General features: G+C 51.7%; 17 protein-coding genes and 1 tRNA gene. 7 read left to right on the top strand and 11 right to left on the bottom strand.

Going from position 1 to position 18892, the window contains the following annotated elements:
* The first annotated feature begins 90 nt into the window (after nt 1-90).
* Complete coding sequence (locus WCI03_07430) at nt 91-477, top strand: HEPN domain-containing protein (GenBank protein MEI8139682.1); 387 nt, start codon at nt 91-93, stop codon at nt 475-477.
* Between the two features lie 62 nt (nt 478-539).
* Here the strand turns inward: WCI03_07430 and WCI03_07435 are convergent, their stop codons facing one another.
* From WCI03_07435 to WCI03_07445, 3 genes are all read right to left on the bottom strand, one after another.
* A complete protein-coding gene (locus WCI03_07435) occupies nt 540-839 on the bottom strand; it encodes an addiction module antidote protein (GenBank protein ID MEI8139683.1) in 300 nt (99 codons plus the stop codon).
* An 8-nt stretch (nt 840-847) separates the two neighbouring features.
* On the bottom strand, nt 848-1144 hold the full coding sequence (locus WCI03_07440; protein ID MEI8139684.1) for a type II toxin-antitoxin system RelE/ParE family toxin: 297 nt from the start codon (nt 1142-1144) through the stop codon (nt 848-850).
* Between the two features lie 151 nt (nt 1145-1295).
* Nucleotides 1296-2090, bottom strand: a complete 795-nt coding sequence (locus tag WCI03_07445) for a ComEC/Rec2 family competence protein (protein ID MEI8139685.1) — start codon at nt 2088-2090, stop codon at nt 1296-1298.
* A 504-nt stretch (nt 2091-2594) separates the two neighbouring features.
* Between WCI03_07445 and WCI03_07450 the strand changes: the two genes are divergently transcribed.
* Both WCI03_07450 and WCI03_07455 read left to right on the top strand, forming a co-directional pair.
* Nucleotides 2595-4967, top strand: a complete 2373-nt coding sequence (locus WCI03_07450; GenBank protein MEI8139686.1) for a S8 family serine peptidase — start codon at nt 2595-2597, stop codon at nt 4965-4967.
* Nucleotides 4968-4970: 3 nt separating this feature from the next.
* Nucleotides 4971-5618: a PEP-CTERM sorting domain-containing protein gene (locus WCI03_07455; protein MEI8139687.1), complete on the top strand. Its 648-nt coding sequence runs from the start codon at nt 4971-4973 to the stop codon at nt 5616-5618.
* Nucleotides 5619-6224: 606 nt separating this feature from the next.
* Here WCI03_07455 and WCI03_07460 read toward each other — a convergent pair.
* The 6 genes from WCI03_07460 to argJ all read right to left on the bottom strand — a co-directional run bounded on the left by WCI03_07460 (nt 6225) and on the right by argJ (nt 13294).
* Nucleotides 6225-7883: a ComEC/Rec2 family competence protein gene (locus tag WCI03_07460; GenBank protein ID MEI8139688.1), complete on the bottom strand. Its 1659-nt coding sequence runs from the start codon at nt 7881-7883 to the stop codon at nt 6225-6227.
* Between the two features lie 67 nt (nt 7884-7950).
* A complete protein-coding gene (thiD, locus tag WCI03_07465) occupies nt 7951-8748 on the bottom strand; it encodes a bifunctional hydroxymethylpyrimidine kinase/phosphomethylpyrimidine kinase (protein MEI8139689.1) in 798 nt (265 codons plus the stop codon).
* Nucleotides 8745-9977, bottom strand: a complete 1233-nt coding sequence (gene argG, locus WCI03_07470; protein ID MEI8139690.1) for an argininosuccinate synthase — start codon at nt 9975-9977, stop codon at nt 8745-8747. Before argG ends, thiD begins: the two co-directional genes overlap by 4 nt.
* Nucleotides 9978-9987: 10 nt before the next feature.
* Nucleotides 9988-11205, bottom strand: a complete 1218-nt coding sequence (locus WCI03_07475) for an aspartate aminotransferase family protein (protein ID MEI8139691.1) — start codon at nt 11203-11205, stop codon at nt 9988-9990.
* Nucleotides 11202-12074, bottom strand: coding sequence for an acetylglutamate kinase (gene argB, locus WCI03_07480; GenBank protein MEI8139692.1), 873 nt, complete (start codon nt 12072-12074; stop codon nt 11202-11204). The genes WCI03_07475 and argB overlap by 4 nt, the downstream gene beginning before the upstream one ends.
* Entirely contained in the window at nt 12074-13294 is a 1221-nt protein-coding gene (argJ, locus tag WCI03_07485) for a bifunctional glutamate N-acetyltransferase/amino-acid acetyltransferase ArgJ (GenBank protein MEI8139693.1), read from the bottom strand. The genes argB and argJ overlap by 1 nt, the downstream gene beginning before the upstream one ends.
* Before the next feature lie 249 nt (nt 13295-13543).
* Here argJ and WCI03_07490 point away from each other — a divergent pair, with 249 nt between their 5' ends.
* Nucleotides 13544-14143, top strand: a complete 600-nt coding sequence (locus WCI03_07490; GenBank protein ID MEI8139694.1) for a hypothetical protein — start codon at nt 13544-13546, stop codon at nt 14141-14143.
* 73 nt (nt 14144-14216) lie between these two features.
* Here the strand turns inward: WCI03_07490 and WCI03_07495 are convergent.
* Nucleotides 14217-14290: transfer RNA gene (locus tag WCI03_07495), tRNA-Cys, on the bottom strand.
* Between the two features lie 67 nt (nt 14291-14357).
* Nucleotides 14358-14495: a hypothetical protein gene (locus WCI03_07500; protein ID MEI8139695.1), complete on the bottom strand. Its 138-nt coding sequence runs from the start codon at nt 14493-14495 to the stop codon at nt 14358-14360.
* Nucleotides 14496-14669: 174 nt separating this feature from the next.
* On the opposite strand from WCI03_07500, the gene WCI03_07505 reads away from it, so the two are divergent.
* Genes WCI03_07505 through WCI03_07515 form a run of 3 tightly spaced genes read left to right on the top strand, consistent with a single transcriptional unit; the run spans nt 14670 to nt 18885 of the window.
* Nucleotides 14670-15605: a ParA family protein gene (locus tag WCI03_07505; protein ID MEI8139696.1), complete on the top strand. Its 936-nt coding sequence runs from the start codon at nt 14670-14672 to the stop codon at nt 15603-15605.
* Nucleotides 15592-16677 carry a ParB/RepB/Spo0J family partition protein gene (locus WCI03_07510; protein MEI8139697.1) on the top strand — a complete coding sequence of 362 codons (1086 nt, stop codon included), beginning with the start codon at nt 15592-15594 and terminating at the stop codon, nt 16675-16677. Before WCI03_07505 ends, WCI03_07510 begins: the two co-directional genes overlap by 14 nt.
* A gap of 3 nt (nt 16678-16680) precedes the next feature.
* Nucleotides 16681-18885, top strand: coding sequence for a C25 family cysteine peptidase (locus WCI03_07515; GenBank protein MEI8139698.1), 2205 nt, complete (start codon nt 16681-16683; stop codon nt 18883-18885).
* Nucleotides 18886-18892 lie beyond the last annotated feature (7 nt).

Here is an 18892-nt window from a genome sequence, read left to right on the forward strand (position 1 = left end):
TAATCGTCAAAACCCCCGTTGAAACCCGCCAGAGATTGAAGATGAAGGATTCCTTTATTACGACCATTTTGGAAGATGGTAAGGTATTATATGACAAAGCCCGACATTTCAGAGTGGGTCGCTAAGGCGGAAGGCGATTTCACCACAGCCCTGCGGGAAAATAGGGCACGTAAAGCCCCTAACTACGATGCCGCCTGTTTTCATGCCCAGCAATGTGTTGAGAAATATCTGAAGGCCCTTCTTCAAAAACGTCAGGTTCCATTCGCAAAGACGCACGATTTGGGCATCCTGCTAGATGCATGTGTGGCACACTCCCCGCTTTTGGAAGGGTGGCGTGATCAATTTGAGATGCTCTCGCAATATGCTGTTCTGTTCCGCTATCCTGGCGAATCTGCGGAACGGGATGATGCAATAAAAGCTGTATCCGCAATGAAATCCTTTCGGGCTGAAATGCGGGGCGTTTTAGGTTTGGACTGATGGTCACCTCAATCCTCTCCCTTTGAAGCTCAATGCTGGTCTATCTGCCGGGCAGGAGACCGTCATGCGTGTGCTGCGCCAGCGTGCAATTCCAACCCTAGGGCACCCATCACTTTGAGAATCGTATCGAAGCCGGGGCTACGGTCACCAGATAATGCTTTATACAAGCTTTCGCGTGAAAGGCCGGTATCCCGGGCCACCTGTGTCATACCCTTGGCACGCGCAATGTCGCCGAGTGCTTTGGCAATAAATGCCGCATCGCCATTGGCCTCTTCCAGGCTGGCTTCAAGATAAGCGGCCATTTCTTCGGGAGTCCGGAGGTGTTCGGCCACGTCATAGCGGCTGGTTTTTGTTTTACTCATATTCTCTCCTACAGGTTCCGTGCGAGATGTAGTGCGGTCTTAATAACAGAGGTTTGAGTTCGTTTGTCACCACCGGCCAGAAGAATAAACAAATTCTGGCCCTGTCGAATAAAGTACACTCTATACCCTGGGGCGTAATGGACCCGTAATTCTGAAACTCCTTCGCCAACTGGTTTGACATCACCAGCGTTTCCAGTAGCAAGCCACTCGATTCTTATCTGAACGCGAGCTCTACCTCGAATGTCGCGCAGGTCGTCCAGCCAACGGGTGAAGACTTCTGTTTTCCGTATTTCGACTCTGTTCATAATAGTAGCCTTGGGGATACACTTCGTCAACTCTGGTATTTCAACTGCACATAACCAAAAGAGGTTTTGACAGAGCAAAACCCTCCATTGAAAAAATGGAAGGCGCCGCTCTGTCGGCGCCACAGGTCGCGAAGCGGATCATTCCTCTCCTTCAGTAAGTTGGATTGGTTTTTCCTTGGTATAAACCCAGATGGCGAAGCGGGTGATGATTAAAACTCCGTAAAACACCAGAGCGGCCCAAAGAGGCACGGGCGGGGCTTTCATGAATCCATGCGGGATGGCGGCAAACCATCTGGCGGATTCGGTCATCAGGACGATCAAGGCCAGATTGGCATGATTGAATAGGTCGGCAAAGAACAGCGTACAGGATCCTAGCGTGAGCGACAGTACGCCGGTGATGATGACTGAGCGAAGAGAGTGGAACAACAAGCAGGTTGGCGGGGAGGCCGATGGGGGAGAAGTTGCCAAAGAAGAGGATGGTGAGCGGCATGGTCACCAGCCAGGCGGCGAGTGAGACGGACAGTAACTCGCTGAAGCCGTGCCACAAGGAGCGGAGCCATTCCTGCCATCTGGGATCGGGTTCGAGTTTTAGGGGATCATGAGCAAAACAGCTGCGAAGCAGTCCTGAGAAAACCGGGCAGAATAACACCAACCCTAGAACGGCGATGTAAGAGAGCATGAAGCCAATGTTGATCAGGTCACCGGGTGAGATGGCCAGAATCACAATGGCAGAGGCCGCCAGGGTAGTGAAAATGTCAGGCTTGCGTCCAAGCAAAGGGCCCATCCAGAAGATAATCCCCATGATGCAGGCCCTGACGGCACTGGGCTGCATTCCGGTCATGGCGGTATAGAGGATCAGGAGAGGCCCCAGAAAGAGCACCCAGCGGGTCCGAGGCAGACCACAGGCGGAGAGGATGAAGACCAAAGTGCCTAAAATGATGACCACGTGGATGCTTATTATAAGCTCTATAACACATGGAATGTGAATAGCGGTATTATAAACATTGGGTGCAATGAAGGTGGGGATAGGTTGGGGTGGGAATGAATAAAGATGACTGCGCGGTCATTTATGAGAGTGGCAAAAGTTTGGGTAATGGCTAAATGCAAACTCAGTTTGGATTATGGGGCGTGGATGAGATAGGGGTAAATTTAAGGAGGGGTTGTTTCTCCGGTTGGATTCAAACTGCGGTTTAAGCTCCGGCAGGCATCAGTGAATATGGGAGATGAATGATAAGACAATCCAAAAGCACGAAGCGTCAACTCTCAATTACAAGGAAATGGATATGGTTCTTCATCAACTATGGGACGATGGGTATCAATAATTAATTCTGCAAAAATGAGTATCAGGGATTCCCTGATTGAGAAATCAGGTTTTAGCTGATTTCCAAGCCAGAATTATAGCTGTATCTTGAAACGCTTTTGTCGAGTCAACCACAAGAGATAGGCTAATATGAAAAGTAGTAACAGAATTTGGAAGTGGGTTAGTTTGATATTCGTGGCCTTCAACTCAAGTTTTCTTTATGCGGAGACCGTAACCCCCGCGAGCTATACTGATCCGGTAAATACACTTTGGATCAAGATGCACGATGCGGGCATGATTAACGATGTGGAACTTCAATCGGCGCTAACGACTGGTCGCTTGCCTGGTGGTAGCACGGTTCAAAATTCTCCTATACCAAAAGAAAACCAGTCGTCGCTGACGAAGCTTTGTGATCAGAAAGTCATCACAGCTCAGGAATTAGCGTACCTTCTTTTTAAAGGCCAGATTCCTGAAATGACGGCCGATGAAACTAAAGCGTTTCAAGATTTGGCAAAAGTTTATCAACCGGATCGTAAGAAACGTCTGACCTACTTTATCCGTCGATCGCATGAGAAAGTGGGATTAATCCGTCTAAATAAGCGATCTACTATAGAATGTAAAAAGGATCATGACGAAGCGGTTGCCCGTGCCACAAAAGAGGGGTTGGAAATTCGCGGAAAATCAAAAGACGGCCGAGTATATGAATTACACCGCTATGATCATGATATGCCTTTATATAACATTACGTTCAATAGGATATCAGCGCAAACTATCGCCACAGATAAGGCACGTCCGGGTGGAAGTAGCCCTTTTGAACTGACCGGCACCAATGTAATTGTTGCAATGTGGGATGGTGGATTGGTATTGACAACGCATCAAGAGTTCGACTCCGCCAGAGTTGCCGATATGGATAATGGCATTATTATTGACCATTCGACAATGGTTGCAGGAACTATGTCGGCAAAGGGAGTCGACACCAACGCTCAGGGAATGGCTTATTCCGCCAAGGTTTATTCATTTGACTGGAATTTCATTATTCCAGAAATGAGCGGATTGGTCGTAAGTAATCCCAATGTTCAAATTTCCAATCATTCTTATGGTTTTGTGGCTGGGTGGGACAATGCGAATTGGTTCTATTATGTTCCTCGGTGGTGGGGAGACTCCCGGTTGAGTGAGGAAGAAGACAATCACTTTGGTTGGTATAATGCAGATTCCAAACAGATGGATGATTTCTGCTATACAGCCCCTTATCATCTACCGGTTTTTGCTGCCGGAAATGACAGGGCAGAAGTTCATCAAGGTGGTTTATTGGGAATGCTGTATCCGACGCATGGTGTTTGTGATTATTCGAATGGGTACTGGCATAATTCTAGTACGGAGCGTCCGCCAGATGGTGGAACTAATGGATATGATTGCCTCACTTCCAGAGGTGTTCCTAAGAATATTATAACGGTTGGCGCGGTTGTGGACATTCCTGGAGGTGAGACGAATTCAAGCCAAGTTAGTCTTGATTGGTACAGCGGTATAGGACCGACAGATGACGGACGTATTAAGCCGGATTTGGTGGCTAACGGTCAAGCATTGCACACAACCTCGGCGGTGACTAATGATAGCTACGCCGATCCAAGCGGTACGAGTTTTTCATCTCCATCAGTGGCAGGTTCGTTAGCGCTTCTACAGGAATTGCATGAGCGTTTTTACGGAACAAACGCTCCTATGCTGGCCTCGACATTAAAGGGTCTGGCATTGCACACTGCGGATGATGCCGGGAATGTAGGGCCTGATTACCATAATGGGTGGGGGCTAATGAACACCGAGCGGGCGGCTTGGGTCATTACGAATAATGCCACATGGGATTCAATGCCGCACATCAAGGAAGTGAGTTTGGTTGATGGCTCCATGATTCAGTTTGGAACATTAGCTCAGACGGGCACCCCACTCGTAGTGACTATTTGTTGGACTGATCCAGCGGGGCCTGAACAACCATGGGCGCTAGATCCAACAAACCTGACTCTTGTTAACGATTTGGATTTGCGGGTGATTTCTCCTGATGGGACAATTACTAATTTCCCATGGTTACTTGACCCGCTTCAACCCAGTTTAATCGCGACGAATGGTGATAATTTCCGGGATAATGTTGAGCAGGTTTTAATTAACGAGCCGACCAATGGATGTTATACTGTCACAGTGATGCACAAAGGTAGTTTGAGCAATGGCGTGCAAGATGTCTCGATTATTGTCACGGGAAATACGCCGACGAATGCACCAGATTTTGCTATTACAACCATGGGGGCGCTTGGTGATAGTGAGAATCTTTCAGAAACGAATGGCTGGATTCAGTTGTCATGGCCTGGTGTTGTTGGTGCGTTGTACCAGATGGAGTCCTGCACAAATCTGATGGAAAGCGGGAGTTGGACAAATCATGATAGCATTGTCAGTGCCAATCTTGAATCGATGCAGTACACGGATACGAACGCATCACTTGATGTTGTGCGCTTCTACAGAGCCAAACGATTAAAATAATCCGTGAAAATTTTTGTAATAATAGTTTTTTTATTCCTGGTTTCGACCGGACGAATCATGGCCGACTCGGCCATTGTCTGGTCGGGGCAACAGGATATAAAAATGGGGCCAGGTGCTACTCCTGATTGGTTGCCGTCATTAGCGTGGTTACTTCTGGATATGAATGGTGACGGCAGCATGGATCTCCGCTTTGATTACGTGATGGATTTCACGGTTCAGTCTCAGAGTGGAAGTGCTGTTGCAGTCATACCCCAGCCCCCGTATTCAATATTAGATGCCGCTCCTGTTGATGCTGGCTCGATAATCGCATCAGGTAGCACATGGGGATCAGGCGCTTATCCTCTTGTGGATTGGGAGTCTATTCCTGGTGTGGGATTGATGGGTGCAGGTAGTTGGGCGTTTGTCTCAAATGGCTATATGGGTGTGAGTTTTACTGCGGCTGACGGTATTCATTATGGTTGGGTGCAAGTATCTTCTTATAACACAATGGGTGCTCATATTAATAGCTGGGCTTATGAGAGTCAGCCGGGTGTTGGTATTGCGGCGGGTGTAGTTCCAGAGCCCTCCACGATTTCATTATTCATAATTGGAGGGTTGTCCGTTATTATTTCCGTTTGGCGACGCATGATATTGGCACGCCGTGATTCCTGACAACAGGTACTGGAAGCATTTCAGTGGTACTGGGTAAATGATACTTGGGCGTGAGTTTTACAGCGAGGCACGGGGTGAATTATGGGGGGGCTAGAGATGACCGCACCCACATACGTTCTCAATTTCCCAGCTCCGCCTTCACCCATTACACAGCGCCAACCCGAACTTTTCTGTGATCGTTCACGAAGAAGCACCAGTCCTCGGATACAATGAATGCGTGATGACTATACGGTCATTTGCAAACTGAGTTTGGATTTTGCCCCAATGACTTATACAGGCACTCGCGTCAGGCCGGTATCTCTCGCCACATAGGGCATGCCTTTTTCACAGGCAATATCACTAAGTGCTTACGCGATAAAGGCGGCATCCCCATTGGTTTTTTCAGGCTGGCTTCAAGGTAGGCGGCCATTTCCTAGGGAGTGCGCAGGTATTTGACTATGTCATAGCAGCTGGTTTGGTCTACACATATTGTCTCTTACAGGTTCCGGGTAACGGGTGAAACCCTTTGTTTTCTGCCTATACACTGAAAAGGTTTTGATGGAACAAACCCCTTCATCAAAAGAATGGAGGGCGCCGCTCTGTCGGCGCCAAAAATTTCGAGACAGATCATTCCTCCCCGTCAGAAAACGGTATGGGTTTCTCCTTGGCATAAACCCAGATCGCGAAGCGGGTAATAATCAAAAATCCGTAAAATACCAGTGCCGCCCAAAGCGGGACAGGTGGGGCCTTCATGTATCCATGCGGAATGGCGGCAAACCACCTGGCCGATTCGGTCATCAGGACAATCAAGGCCAGATTAGCGTGATTGAAAAGATCGGCAAAGAACAAGGCACAGGATCCCAGCGTGAGCGATAGCACGCCTGTAATGATGACCAGTGATGAGAGTGGGACGACGAGCAGGTTGGCGGGGAGGCCGATGGGGGAGAAGTTGCCGAAGAAAAGGAGGGTGAGTGGCATGGTCACCAGCCAGGCTGCCAGGGAGACGGAAAATAACTCGCTGAAGCCGCGCGATAATGATCGAAGGAACATCTCCCATTTGGGATGCGGCTCGCCGACAAGCGGCGGCCCTACAGTAGAAGGGCGTCCGCTTGCGGATCGCCTCTCGACCGTGTGGGGTTCAAGTTTTAGCGGATCTGGAGCAAAAACATTTTTGAGTAAGCCTGAAAATACCGGACAAAACAGAACCAGCCCAAGCACAGCAATGTAGGAAAGGATGAATCCGATATTGATCAGGTCGTCAGGGGAAATGGCTAAAATGATGATGGCGGATGCGGCGAGCGTGGTGAAGATGTCCGGCTTTCGACCGAGTAACGGCGCCATCCAGAAGATAATCCCCATGATGCAGGCGCGTATGGCGCTGGGTTGAAGTCCGGTCATGGCTGTGTAGAGGATCAGGAGCGGCCCTAGAAAAAGCACCCAGCGGGTCCTTGGCAGTCCACAGGCGGCCAGCATGAAAATAATGGCTCCGCCCAGGATCACAACATGAGAGCCACTGATTGCGAACACATGAAGAGTACCTGTGTTCGCGAAGGCTTGATAAAGATCGCGCGGGATTTGGCTATAATAACCTAGCAAGATGGAGTTCAGAATACATACTTGCTCGGGGCGGTTGGTAATGCCTTGGGCCAGAAGTTTGCCTGCCCACACCCGGCCTTGAAGGCATTTCTTGATCAGGGGGTTTCCTTGCTCGTGTCCAAGCAGTTTTGCCTTTTGGGCTGACCCTGAGAAAAACAGACCGCCGGGTTTGCCTGTAAATAGACCCTGTTTGAAAACAGCCTGATTCAGATATCCCGAAAAGGTCCAGCGCTCGCCATAGGCGGGAATGCGCTCCCCGGATTCCGCGGAAAGGCGAACACGAACTTTCCCCGTGACATCCAGCCAGTCATTGGTCCGGCCGGTTCGTACCCTTTCGGCAGTTATGGGGAATTTCCATGATAACTTTCCATTTTTAGTGGTTGTGCAAACGGGCTCATCGGCAACAATACCAGTCAAGCTTCCTCCTGCCGGTAGTTGTATGACGGCGGGGATGTTGGGGGAGGATCCAGTTATGTTGGCCGAAGCATTCGCCCAGCCGAGACAAAGCACTGTTGCCAGAGTGAGTGGTGTGGCGGGAAGTTTTGGAAGCAACGCCAGAATCAGGCCGGTGGTGGCGATCGACAAGAGTATGCCCTGGGAGATGGGGAAAGCCAGTCCGAGCCCTGTTCCGATAATAAAGAAAATGGCGATGCCAGTTAAGGGCCTGGGCGGAAGAGGAATAATAAGCATTCTCCTGTAATGAAAAATTCAAAACGGGAGAAGTGTGAAACGATCCGTCAGGTAAATCAATGCTAAATTAGATTTCGTTTAGCATGAAATTAAGCGGGTAATGCTTGCCGGTGGGGCGGGCATGCTTGAGCGCTTCGGTAACAAAACTTTTGGCGATGGCTACCGCCTCATGGAGATCTTCACCTTTTGCCAGGGAGGCTGTCAGGGCGGCGGAGAAAGTGCATCCAGTCCCGTGAGTCGTCCCGCGCAGTCGAACACGGGGGGCCGTGAAGAGGGTCAGTTCATTTTCCACGCAGAGCACATCCACAACTTTACCGCTGGCAAGATGTCCGCCTTTGGCCAGACAAGCCGTGCCGAAACGCTTGGAGATGATGAGGGCGGCCTTCTGGAGGGCTTTAAGGGAGGTGATCTTGCAGCTGGCTAAAATTTCAGCCTCATTTAAATTGGGTGTGATGACTGTGGCGAGCGGTAAAATTTCTCGGAACAGTGCCTCCATGGCATCCAGTTTAAGGAGGCGCGTCCCTGACGTGGAGACCATTACGGGATCCACAACAAGCGGGCCGCAGTTCACCCTTTTTAGAGTTTTCGCAACAGCATGAATAACATCTGCTGAGAACAACATTCCCGTTTTAGTGGCGGCCACCGGAAATCCACTGGTGACAGCCTTGATCTGGGCTGTAATGAGTTTTGACGACACGGCCTCGATGCCTGTTACCGCATCAGGATTCTGGGCGGTAATGCAGGTGATGGCAGAGGTGCCGAAAACGCCCAGGGCGCAAAATGTCTTAAGATCTGCCTGAATACCCGCCCCACCGCCGCTGTCAGAGCCGGCGATGGTGAGAGTGACAGGGATGCGGGTGTTCACGCTTTGATCTGCCCTGCCTTGGCCAGCGAAAGAGCTTCAACGCTCTGGATTTCTGCAAACCCCTGAGAGCTGACCGGATTCAGGCCGGCGCTGGCTTCCATGGAGGAATCTGCCTCGTTGTAAAGCGAACCAGCACAGCCAGTCATGCTCATGAAGAACAGATTGCCCTTGTAAAGTCCGAGCGTGACATTACCTGTTGCCGGGGCGGTCATCACCTCGATGGCGGCCATGGCGGCACGGGTGACAGGGTCGAAATACCGACCGTCGTAAATCTGATCTGCCACCAGTTTTGAAAGCTGCTGGAATAGCAAGGTGGAACGACGATCCATGACCGCCTGATAAAGCTGGCGGACGGCGGTACCGAGAAGTTCCATGCCTGGAGCCTCGTAGACACCACGGCTCTTGGTGCCGATGATACGGTTCTCGAGGGCATTTTTCATACCGATACCATTGCGGCCACCAATGCGGTTGGCTTCAACCATGGCTTCGAGCGGGGATACCTTGCGTCCGTTAATAGCGACGCAGCGGCCACATTCGAAGGTCATGGTGACATCTTCGACAGCATCGGGCGCCTTTTGGGGCCAAACCCCCATGGTGGTTTCAACAATGGTGCAGGGCGTTTCAATGCTTTCCAGATCTTCGGCTTCATGGGAGAGACCGGCAAGATTAGCATCCGTGGAGTAGCGTTTCTTTCCCCCCATAGTGGCTTCAATCCCGAACTTGGCAAGGTAGTCGGCCATCTGGGTACGACCTGCGAACTCTTTCAGGAGGGCAGGATCGCGCCAAGGGGCATAGACCTTCATGTCAGGGGCCAACACGTTCGTATAACGCTCAAAGCGCATCTGATCATTGCCGCGGCCAGTGGCGCCATGGGTCAGAACCGTGCAGCCATGTTGTTTCATGGCGGGGATCAACCCGCGCACAGTGACGGCGCGGGCGATGCCGGTCGAGTTCCAGTAGCCGCCATCGTACATGGCTTGAGCTTTGATCACATCGAAACAGGCCTCCGCCATCTCCTTTTTCAAGTCGACAATGAAGGTTTGGGCTCCGCAAGGATCCATCTTCTTGCGGATATCGGTGATATCAACCTCATCAGGCTGGCCTAGATCTGCAGTGAAACAGGTGACATTGACGCCCATCTCCACCATTTTCTTGGTGATCGTACGGCTATCCAAGCCCCCGGATACACAGACGCCAACTTTTTTACCTTTAAGCGCAGTGATGACCATGATCCGCTCCTTATTCGTCGTCTGAGGCCCGCTCCACGCCGTGCATATCTGCAAGGGCGTCATCAATGATATCCAATGCCTCTTCAATGTCGCTGCTCTTAATGTTCAGCGGGGGAAGGAAGCGAACCACCGTTTCATGTGTAGGGATGGCCAGCAAGCCCATCTCGCGCAGGGATTGGCAGAGTGCCTTGGCCGGTTGATCCAGAACCAGACCAACCATCAGTCCGAAACTGCGAACTTCCGTGACGTGTTCGTAGGCCGTGACAAATTCCTGCAGGCCATCAGCGAAGAGCTTGCCCATTTCGGCGGCATGTTTGACAAGTTTTTCCTCTTCGATCACGCCCAAGGTGGCGAGGGCGGCGGTGCAGGCCAGGGGCGAACCCCCGAAGGTGCTCGCATGTTTGCCGGGCTGGAAGACATCCGCCAACTTGGCATTCGTAACAATACCGCCAACTGGATAACCGCTGCCCAGTGATTTCGCCAGGGAGAAGGCGTCCGGCAACACACCGGAGGCTTGGAAAGCGAACCAGTTTCCGGTACGCCCGAGTCCGCATTGAACTTCGTCAAAGAACAACAGAATTTGCTTCTCGTCGCACAGGGTGCGAAGTTCCTTGAGGAACTCATGTGTGGCACCCACCACGCCGCCTTCGCCCTGGACGGCTTCGACGAGAATGGCTGCTGTGCGGCCGCTGATGACCTTTTTGACGGAGTCGAGATTGTTCAATTCAGCATAGAGGAAGCCATCGGGAATGGGTTCAAATCCATCCTGATACTTGGTTTGACCGGTAGCGGCCAGGGTGGCCAGTGTGCGGCCATGGAACGAATTATTCATGGAGATGATCTCGTACTTGCCTTCATCGCTGCCCCACAGGCGGGCGAGTTTAATGAGGGCCTCATTGGCCTCGGCACCCGAGTTGCAGAAGAAGCACTTGCCGTCGAGCCCGGATACGGATACGAGCTTTTCGGCCAACGTGCCATGAAACTCGTTATTATACAAATTTGAGACATGGATCAGCTTGGCGGCCTGATTCTGAATGGCTTGCACGACCTTGGGGTGGCAATGGCCGACATTCTGGCAGGCGATGCCGCCAACAAAATCCATGTATACTTTGCCGTCATTGTCCCACACGCGGGAGCCCTTGCCCTTGACGAGTACGAGACTGGGGGTGGTATAGGTGGGTATTACGTATTTCTGGTATTTGGTTATGATGTCTGTGCTTGTTGTCATTCTATGATCTCCGTTCCTACTCCTTGTTCCGTAAAAATCTCCAGCAGCAGCGAATGCGGCAGCCGGCCGTCAATAATATGAATCTTCCTCACTCCCGCCGCCAACGCCTCCATGCAACTTTTGATTTTTGGCAGCATGCCGCCATCAATCACCTTGCTGGCGATCAACTCTTCCACTTCCTTAATGTGAAGGGTTGAAAGCAATGTGGAGTCATCCGTACGATCTTTCAGCAGACCCGGCACATCCGAAAGGAAGGCCAGTTTCCGTGCTCGCAGTTCTCTGGCAACCGCTGCGGCCGCATCGTCTGCATTTAAATTGTAAAGTTTACCATCAGGCCCGTTGCCGAGTGGGGTGATGACCGGGATAATCTCGTTACGCAGGCATTCCAGAATGGGGGCCGCATGCACGTGCTTGATTTCCCCCACATAGCCCCAGTCCAGAACTTCCCCGGTGGTCGGGTCGGTGACCGTTCGCTTTTCAACCTCGAAAATAGTATTGCCGTCAATGCGCTTGGCCTTGGCGCCTTTGGCGTTAAGGATCTCTAGCAATGAAGCGTTGACCTTATCCCGAATGGTGGTCTCGACAACTTTGATGGTGGCTTCATCTGTAACTCGTAGACCACGGACAAACTGAGGCTGAAGCCCCGCATCGGTCATCGCCTTGGAGATGGCTTTCCCTCCGCCGTGCACCAGAACGGGCTTCATGCCGACGCATTCCATGAAGGTGACGTCAGCAAGGATATTCTCCACATTTCGACGTTCTTCCATGGCACTGCCGCCGAATTTGACGACAATGATCGCATTCCGGAAGTCCTGGATATACGGGAGGGCTTCTATCAGCACATCAGCTTTGGCGATCGCTCGTTGCATCAGGTCATATACTCCGCGTTGATGGCGACGTAATCCTTGCTGAGGTCGCAGGTGTAAACCGTATGGCTGGCCTTCCCGGACTGCAGATCAACCGTTACCGTGAATTCCTTTTTTGCATAGACCTGTTCAAGATCCTTGAGTGATGCCCCGTCGGCGGCTTTTCCACCTTGAACAGCGCAGACGTCGTCAAAGGTGATGTTGACGCGGCCTTCCTCGATACGGGCGCCGGAATAGCCGATGGCGCACATCAGCCGGCCCCAATTGGGATCGCCCCCATTCCAGGCAGTTTTCACGAGAGCGGATTTGGCAATGGCCCGGGCGGCGACAAGGGCGTCATGTCGGGTGGCGGCACCCGTGACGGTGACGGTGACAAACTTAGTTGCGCCTTCACCATCTTTCACGATCTTGATGGCCAATTCGTGGCAGACAGTCTCGACGGCGTGGCAGAATTTTTTCCAGTCAGCATGCTTCTTCTGGAGTAACTCTGTGCCTGCAACGCCATTTGCCAGCATCAGAACGGTGTCATTGGTGCTTTCGTCCCCATCAACGATAATGCGGTTAAAGCTGAGATCCACGGCATGTCGCAAACAGTCCTGCAGGGCACGCTGATCGACAGCGGCATCCGTAGTGATGAACGCGAGCATGGTGGCCATGTTCGGGGCGATCATGCCCGAGCCCTTTGTAATGCCGGCGATAGTAACGGGTTTTCCGCCAATGGTCAGTGTGACAGCCACTTCTTTCTTCACCAGGTCGGTGGTGAGAATGGCTTCCGCCACGGCGGCGCCGCCGGTGGGGGAAAGCGCTTTGGCCAAAGCGGGTAGGGCGCTTTCTATCTTATTCATGGGCAACGGGATGCCGATGGTGCCGGTGGAGCATACAAAGACCAGGTTTTTGCCAATATTAAGGGTGGCGGCGGTCAACTCGGCCATACGTTCGGCATCCTGAAAGCCTTGTTCGCCGGTGCAGGCATTGGCGCATCCGGCATTGATGATAATCGCTTGAGCCTGGCCCCAGATGAGATTGCGTTCACAGAGCTTTACCGGGGGAGCCTTGACGCGATTGCTGGTGAATGTGCCTGCCACGGTGGCCGATACATCGGATACAAGCAGGGATAAATCATCCCGCTTCCGGCTTTCCTTGATGCCTGCCCGGATGGTTGCCGCCTTAAATCCCAACGGTGTGGTTACGCCACCCTCGATAAATCTCTGGTCTGTTTTCATTCGTGTTACTCCGCCAAAAAAGCGGGTCACTATCGGAAATCTGGCGATGAAAGTCGAATAGAAAAGAAGAGGGGGTGTGCGGGAGAGGTTAGGGGTTAGTCGTTACAGGGTATTAGTTAATAAAATATTAATATAAAATAATATAATAAATCATGGAGTTATCCGTTATACGATTTAAGAGGGTGCATTTTAAACCGGGAGCAGAGGTTGCGTTTCGGGGGCATTCTTATCTAACTGGAGAAAAAACAAATGAGCACAGACACAGCGAACCGGGGGAATGGAGCAACGAAGGCACGGGAACAGAAACTTGCATTTTATCACCCTAATGCGGCAGGGAATGGGGTGGCCCTGCAACTCGAGCCGCGGGTGAATCGGAGGGAATCGGATCGGTATAACTGTTTTTTCTTTGAGATGGCAGCTCAGAAAACGATTTCTGAACGTGATGGAGACAAGCGAGTGATGCCCACCTTTGATTGGGCCAATAAATTAACGGTGAAGCTGGATTTTGCCGATATCTGTGAGATGTTGATGGTTCTGGAGGGACGGCAGGAGCGGGCGGGCGGGCAGAAAAACGGCATCTACCATGATAGTGATAAGGCGAATACAATCATCACCTTCAGTAAAATTCCAGAAAAGGGCGGCTATTCCTTTGGGTTATCGCGCAAGGATAAGGAATCCGGCCAGCTGACCCGCTTGAATATCGGGCTTAGTGAGGCGGAAGCGCTTGGACTGAAGACCCTTGTTCAAACCGGCCTCTTCTTCATCACCTTCCACACGCATCTGTTTCCGGGAAGGGAAAGACAGGATTTAGGTGCGATTCAGGATTCAGCATGTGAACCCGGGAAATAAAAAGGAGGAGAATAAAGAAAGGGTATTCCTGCAGTATTCTGAATTCAGAATACTGACTACTAAATTGGAGAAATGGAGGCGCGGATCGGATTCGAACCGATGTGAGAGGTTTTGCAGACCCCTGCCTGGCCACTTGGCTACCGCGCCCTATAAAGGGAGGAAAATTTTGTGCCGCCGCAAATTTCATGCGGCGGCACAAAGAATCACATTCGTCTTATTTCTTCGCTTTGGCTTTAGGGGCCGCTGCTTTAACAGCGTCCTCTTTATTGCGAATTTGACGAATACGACGTTTACGTTTTGCTCTTGCTCTAAGTTGTTGTCCCATAATGGGTGGGCTGAATATCAAACCCATGGCCCTCCTGTCAATGAATGATTGATGAAAAAGTGTTATTGGTTGTCAGTTATCAGTTAGTAAGGGAGAAATTCCTAAGAACAAATAACGATTAACCGATAACCCTTCAAAGCTCGACAGAGGGGGAGGGGAATAAGTACATTGCCACCCGTTTACTTGGAGACATAGAGACGAATGCAGACAACTGTGATAGCGATAGCCAATCAAAAAGGTGGGGTGGGTAAGACGACTACAGCCGTCAATCTAGCCGCCTGTCTTGCGGAAAAACGCAAGGAGGTCCTGTTGGTGGACTTGGATCCCCAGGCCAATGCCACAAGCGGGTTGGGTTTACCCAAGGAGCCTGGTGCAAGTCTCTATGGCGCCCTGGTTGGTTCGGTTCAGGCTATGGATCTGATTCAGCCGACCTGTGTCAATCATCTCAGTGTGATCCCTTCCGAAATTGATCTGGCCGGGGCAGAGGTGGAAATTGCCCGCGGTGATCACTATCTCCATCGTTTGAGGGATGTCCTTGCGGGTGTGATCGCTTCCGGGCGCTTTGACTTCATCATCCTGGATTGTTCTCCGTCACTGGGTATTTTGACCATGAATGTGCTGGCCGCTGCTCACTCCGTAATCATTCCGCTTCAAGCCGAGTATTATGCCCTCGAAGGGTTGAGCGTTATGACGCGTCTGATTCAGCAGTTGAATGACAATGCCGTGAATCCCGGGCTCCAATTGGAGGGGATTGTCATGACCATGTATGATGGCCGGACAAATTTATCCCAGCAGGTGGTGCAGGAAGTGGTACGACATTTTGGTGATAAAGTGTATGAGACGCTCATTCCTCGCAATGTGCGCCTGAGCGAAGCCCCGAGTTTTGGCAAGCCGATCATTACCTACAATCCCCTTTGCACAGGTGCCGTAGCTTATCGTCAATTGGCGCGTGAATTTCTCGCCCGGCGCAAAGATGGGGCTGCCGAGGATGAGGCGGATGGTGGGGTTGGCTTCAAGTTGAAGTCCCCCTTCGACAAACCGCTCCAGATAGAGGCGCCTGCTTTCGTCAGTGTGGTGCCGCCAGCTCCAGAAGCAACGGCCATGATGGCAGAGGAGACGAGTTATGCCTCCCTCTAAAAGTGGATCATTAGGGCGTGGACTGGGTGAACTAATTGGCGGGATTCCTGCGACCATTGCCTCAGCGGCTACGATTTCCAGTACTGGCTTTGTCCGGCTTTCACCGGATCTGATCGGGCTTCCTCCTGAACGTGAAGCGCAGGCCCAGGAAGTTTCGGCTGAGTTGGTGGAGTCGATCCGGACGCATGGGATACTACAGCCGATTCTGGTCCGTCGGTGTATTCAGGGATATGAAGTTGTGGTCGGGGCACGCCGCTTGGTGGCGGCCCGATTGGCAGGCCTGAAGGAACTTCCTGCCGTGATTGTTCAGGTGACCGTCGAGGAGGCGCAGGAGCTTTCAAAGGTTGAAAACTCCTGCCGTGAAAATGTGAGACAGGTGCTTCCGGTGGTGGAGCCCGTTGTACCGATGGAGGTTGTTGAGGAGCAGCGAAACTGGGATCCGATGCGAGTTGTCATGTTTGGCGTGGTGGGGATCCTGTTATTGATGCTGGGTGCGGGTATGGGGCTTGGGATCGGACGGAGCGCGAGCGCCGAACTCTCAGTCGATAATCCCCGCGCCGCGGCCTCCCTTGTGTCAGAGCCCATTGATACTTCAGTCGCTGTGACTGAAGAACCACTGGCAGTGCCAAAGCCTCCTGAGCTGGATGTCTCTGAATTCAAGGCGCTGGAAAGTGAGGGGGTATCGTTAGTTATGGAAAGCAATGGTATGGCGCAAGTTACCTTTGACGTGCCGCTCTTTAGTTCCCGTGCTGCACTGGCGGATGCGGGAGGTGCATTGTTGAAAAAACTGGGTGCCATTTTCATAAATCGGGGCGCAGAATGGGTTGTGGTGGTGACGGGTCACACAGATGCCATACCGTTGCGTGGGAGTGGACTTTACAGGGATAACCAGGAACTGGGACTGGCCAGAGCGACAGAAGTGGTGCGCTATCTGATTCGTGAGGCTCATGTTCCTGCCGCGATGCTACATGCCGTCACTGCCGGAGAAGACAATCCTCCGTTTCCGGGGGATGACGCTGATTCCCGGCGCAAGAATCGTACGGTCACATTGCAGGTCAGCATACATCAATAAAGAATGCAGAAGTTAGGATTCAGCACTGAAAAGTGGGGGCAAAAGGCGGGACTTGCGCCTGCGTTTTTCCGTCAGGGAATCATAAAAAGCCTGGCTTTGTGTGTAGTGTGCTTGGCTCTTTTCGGAATGCGCGCTTCCTTTGCCGCTGCCCCGGTTACCCCTCTTTGGGCTGCCTTGGGATCCTCGGTTCCTGTTATGGCGAAAGTTCAAGTTATTGATGGGAACGATGCAGGTCTGTCCTTGCTTGTTACGATCCCGGGATTCAGTGCGGGTACTCATGAAGACGCCAACGGACGTTTCACTACACTGCACCTTCCTGGCAGCGGTGTGCTCCAGGATATCGGGAAGCCTGCTCTGCCTGTCATCCGCCGTTTAATCATGGTACCTGAGAACAGTCAGATATCCTGTACCTTTACGGGCACCCCGGTGAGACAATCCCTCTCGGCTCTCGGCATGCCACTGCTGGTCATGCCTCTCCAGCCGCCTATTCCGAAAATTCCGGGTGCTGTTGAAACTGCGGGTTTTGTGCAAGATGCCGCCATTTACACTTCCCTTGAGGCCTATCCTGCTTCGCCAGTAGCCGTAACTGAAGCTGGCATCCTTTTCGGATACCGGCTGTTTACCCTTGAGGTATGTCCTTTATCTGTAACGCCCTCAACAGGAGATATTTCCATTTACACAAACCTTGTTGTTGCCATCACGTTCGGCACTACCCAAGCCCAGAATACTGTCAAAGTCCTGACTGTCAGAGAGCGGGGACTTTTGGTAGAAACCGTTCTGAATCCTCCGCCACCAAGCGAAACCATTACTGCCACCCAGAAACGACTCCTTATAATTGCGCCCAATAATTTTACAAATGGTCTTAATCCCTTTATATCCCACAAGACCAGTCGGGGGTGGCTGGTAGATTGTTTCGCCACGAACAGTACCGGAGCCACCAGCGCCAAGATCCAGGCTTTTATTAAAAACCGCTACACCAATTCTGTCACCCGTCCCGATGCTCTTCTCCTTGTGGGAGATGTTGCACAGATTCCCTGTTTTGCAGGTAAGACTATTGATACGCCGGATACGGACCTCTATTACGGGTGTATGGATGGCGTTAGCGACTGGCAGCCGGAATTTCCGGTAGGACGGTTCAGTGTATCTGCAACCAACCAGCTCGATGCGGTTCTTGCAAAATCGATTGCCCATGAACAGTCGCGGCTCGAGCCCTGGATCAAGCGTGTCTCTTTCATGGCCAGTGAGGACAATTACATTGTTTCTGAGGGAACCCATAACGAGGTTATCGCCGCTCCATTGACCCGTTTAGGGTATGCCTGTGAAAAATTGTATTGTTACACCTCTAATGCCACGCCGGCACAGGTTCGGAAGGCGTTCAACAAAGGTTGTGTATTGGGTATTTATTCCGGGCATGGGGATACCACCTACTGGGCGGATGGGCCTCGCTTTTATCAGAGTGATATCAATCGCCTAACCAATGCTCCATATTTCCCTATCGTTTGTAGTTTTGCCTGCCTCACGGGACAGTTCAGTATCGATGAATGCTTTGCGGAAACTTGGCTGCGAGCACCCGCAAAAGGCGCTGTGGCCATACTATCATCCAGTGTAACCAGCTATTGGAATGAGGATGATATTCTTGAGAAAAGCATGATCGAAGCCCTGTTTGATGAGAATCAACCGTTGCTGGGCATTGCGGTCTGGCGAGCCAGGCAACTCTTTCTGGGCGTGTATGGATCTTCTACCACAACCACGCGGCGCTACTTTGAACAGTATAATCTCCTGGGGGATCCTGCCTTGGAAATGGTGGGGCTCCCCGTACTCACCAATGGCATTCCGGTGGCGTGGTTTACCTCACAGGGAATTAACAATGCCAACTACGCCCTGGAGCTTCAAGAGGATCGGGATGGTGATGGGATGACGGCTCTGCAGGAATATCTTGCGGGTACCAATCCCGGGGATTCGAATTCGTCACTACGCTTGGTCGCCGGAGAAGTCGCGAGTGGCAAAATTGGACTTCGATGGCTGAGCGACCAATCTCTTTTCAATCCCATGCCGTCTTATCAGATCTTGTGGAGAACCAACCTATCCGTGGGAACATGGATGCCCCGGACAAACCTTTACCTCCGGACCCCGCCTACCAACGAAGTCCAGCTTGCCATCCCTCCAAACACTCCGCAGCTTTTCTATCGCATTTCGATATCAAACTGATTCTTGC

The sequence above is a fragment of the bacterium genome (assembly GCA_037143175.1).
Classification (GTDB): domain Bacteria; phylum Verrucomicrobiota; class Kiritimatiellia; order CAIKKV01; family CAITUY01; genus JAABPW01.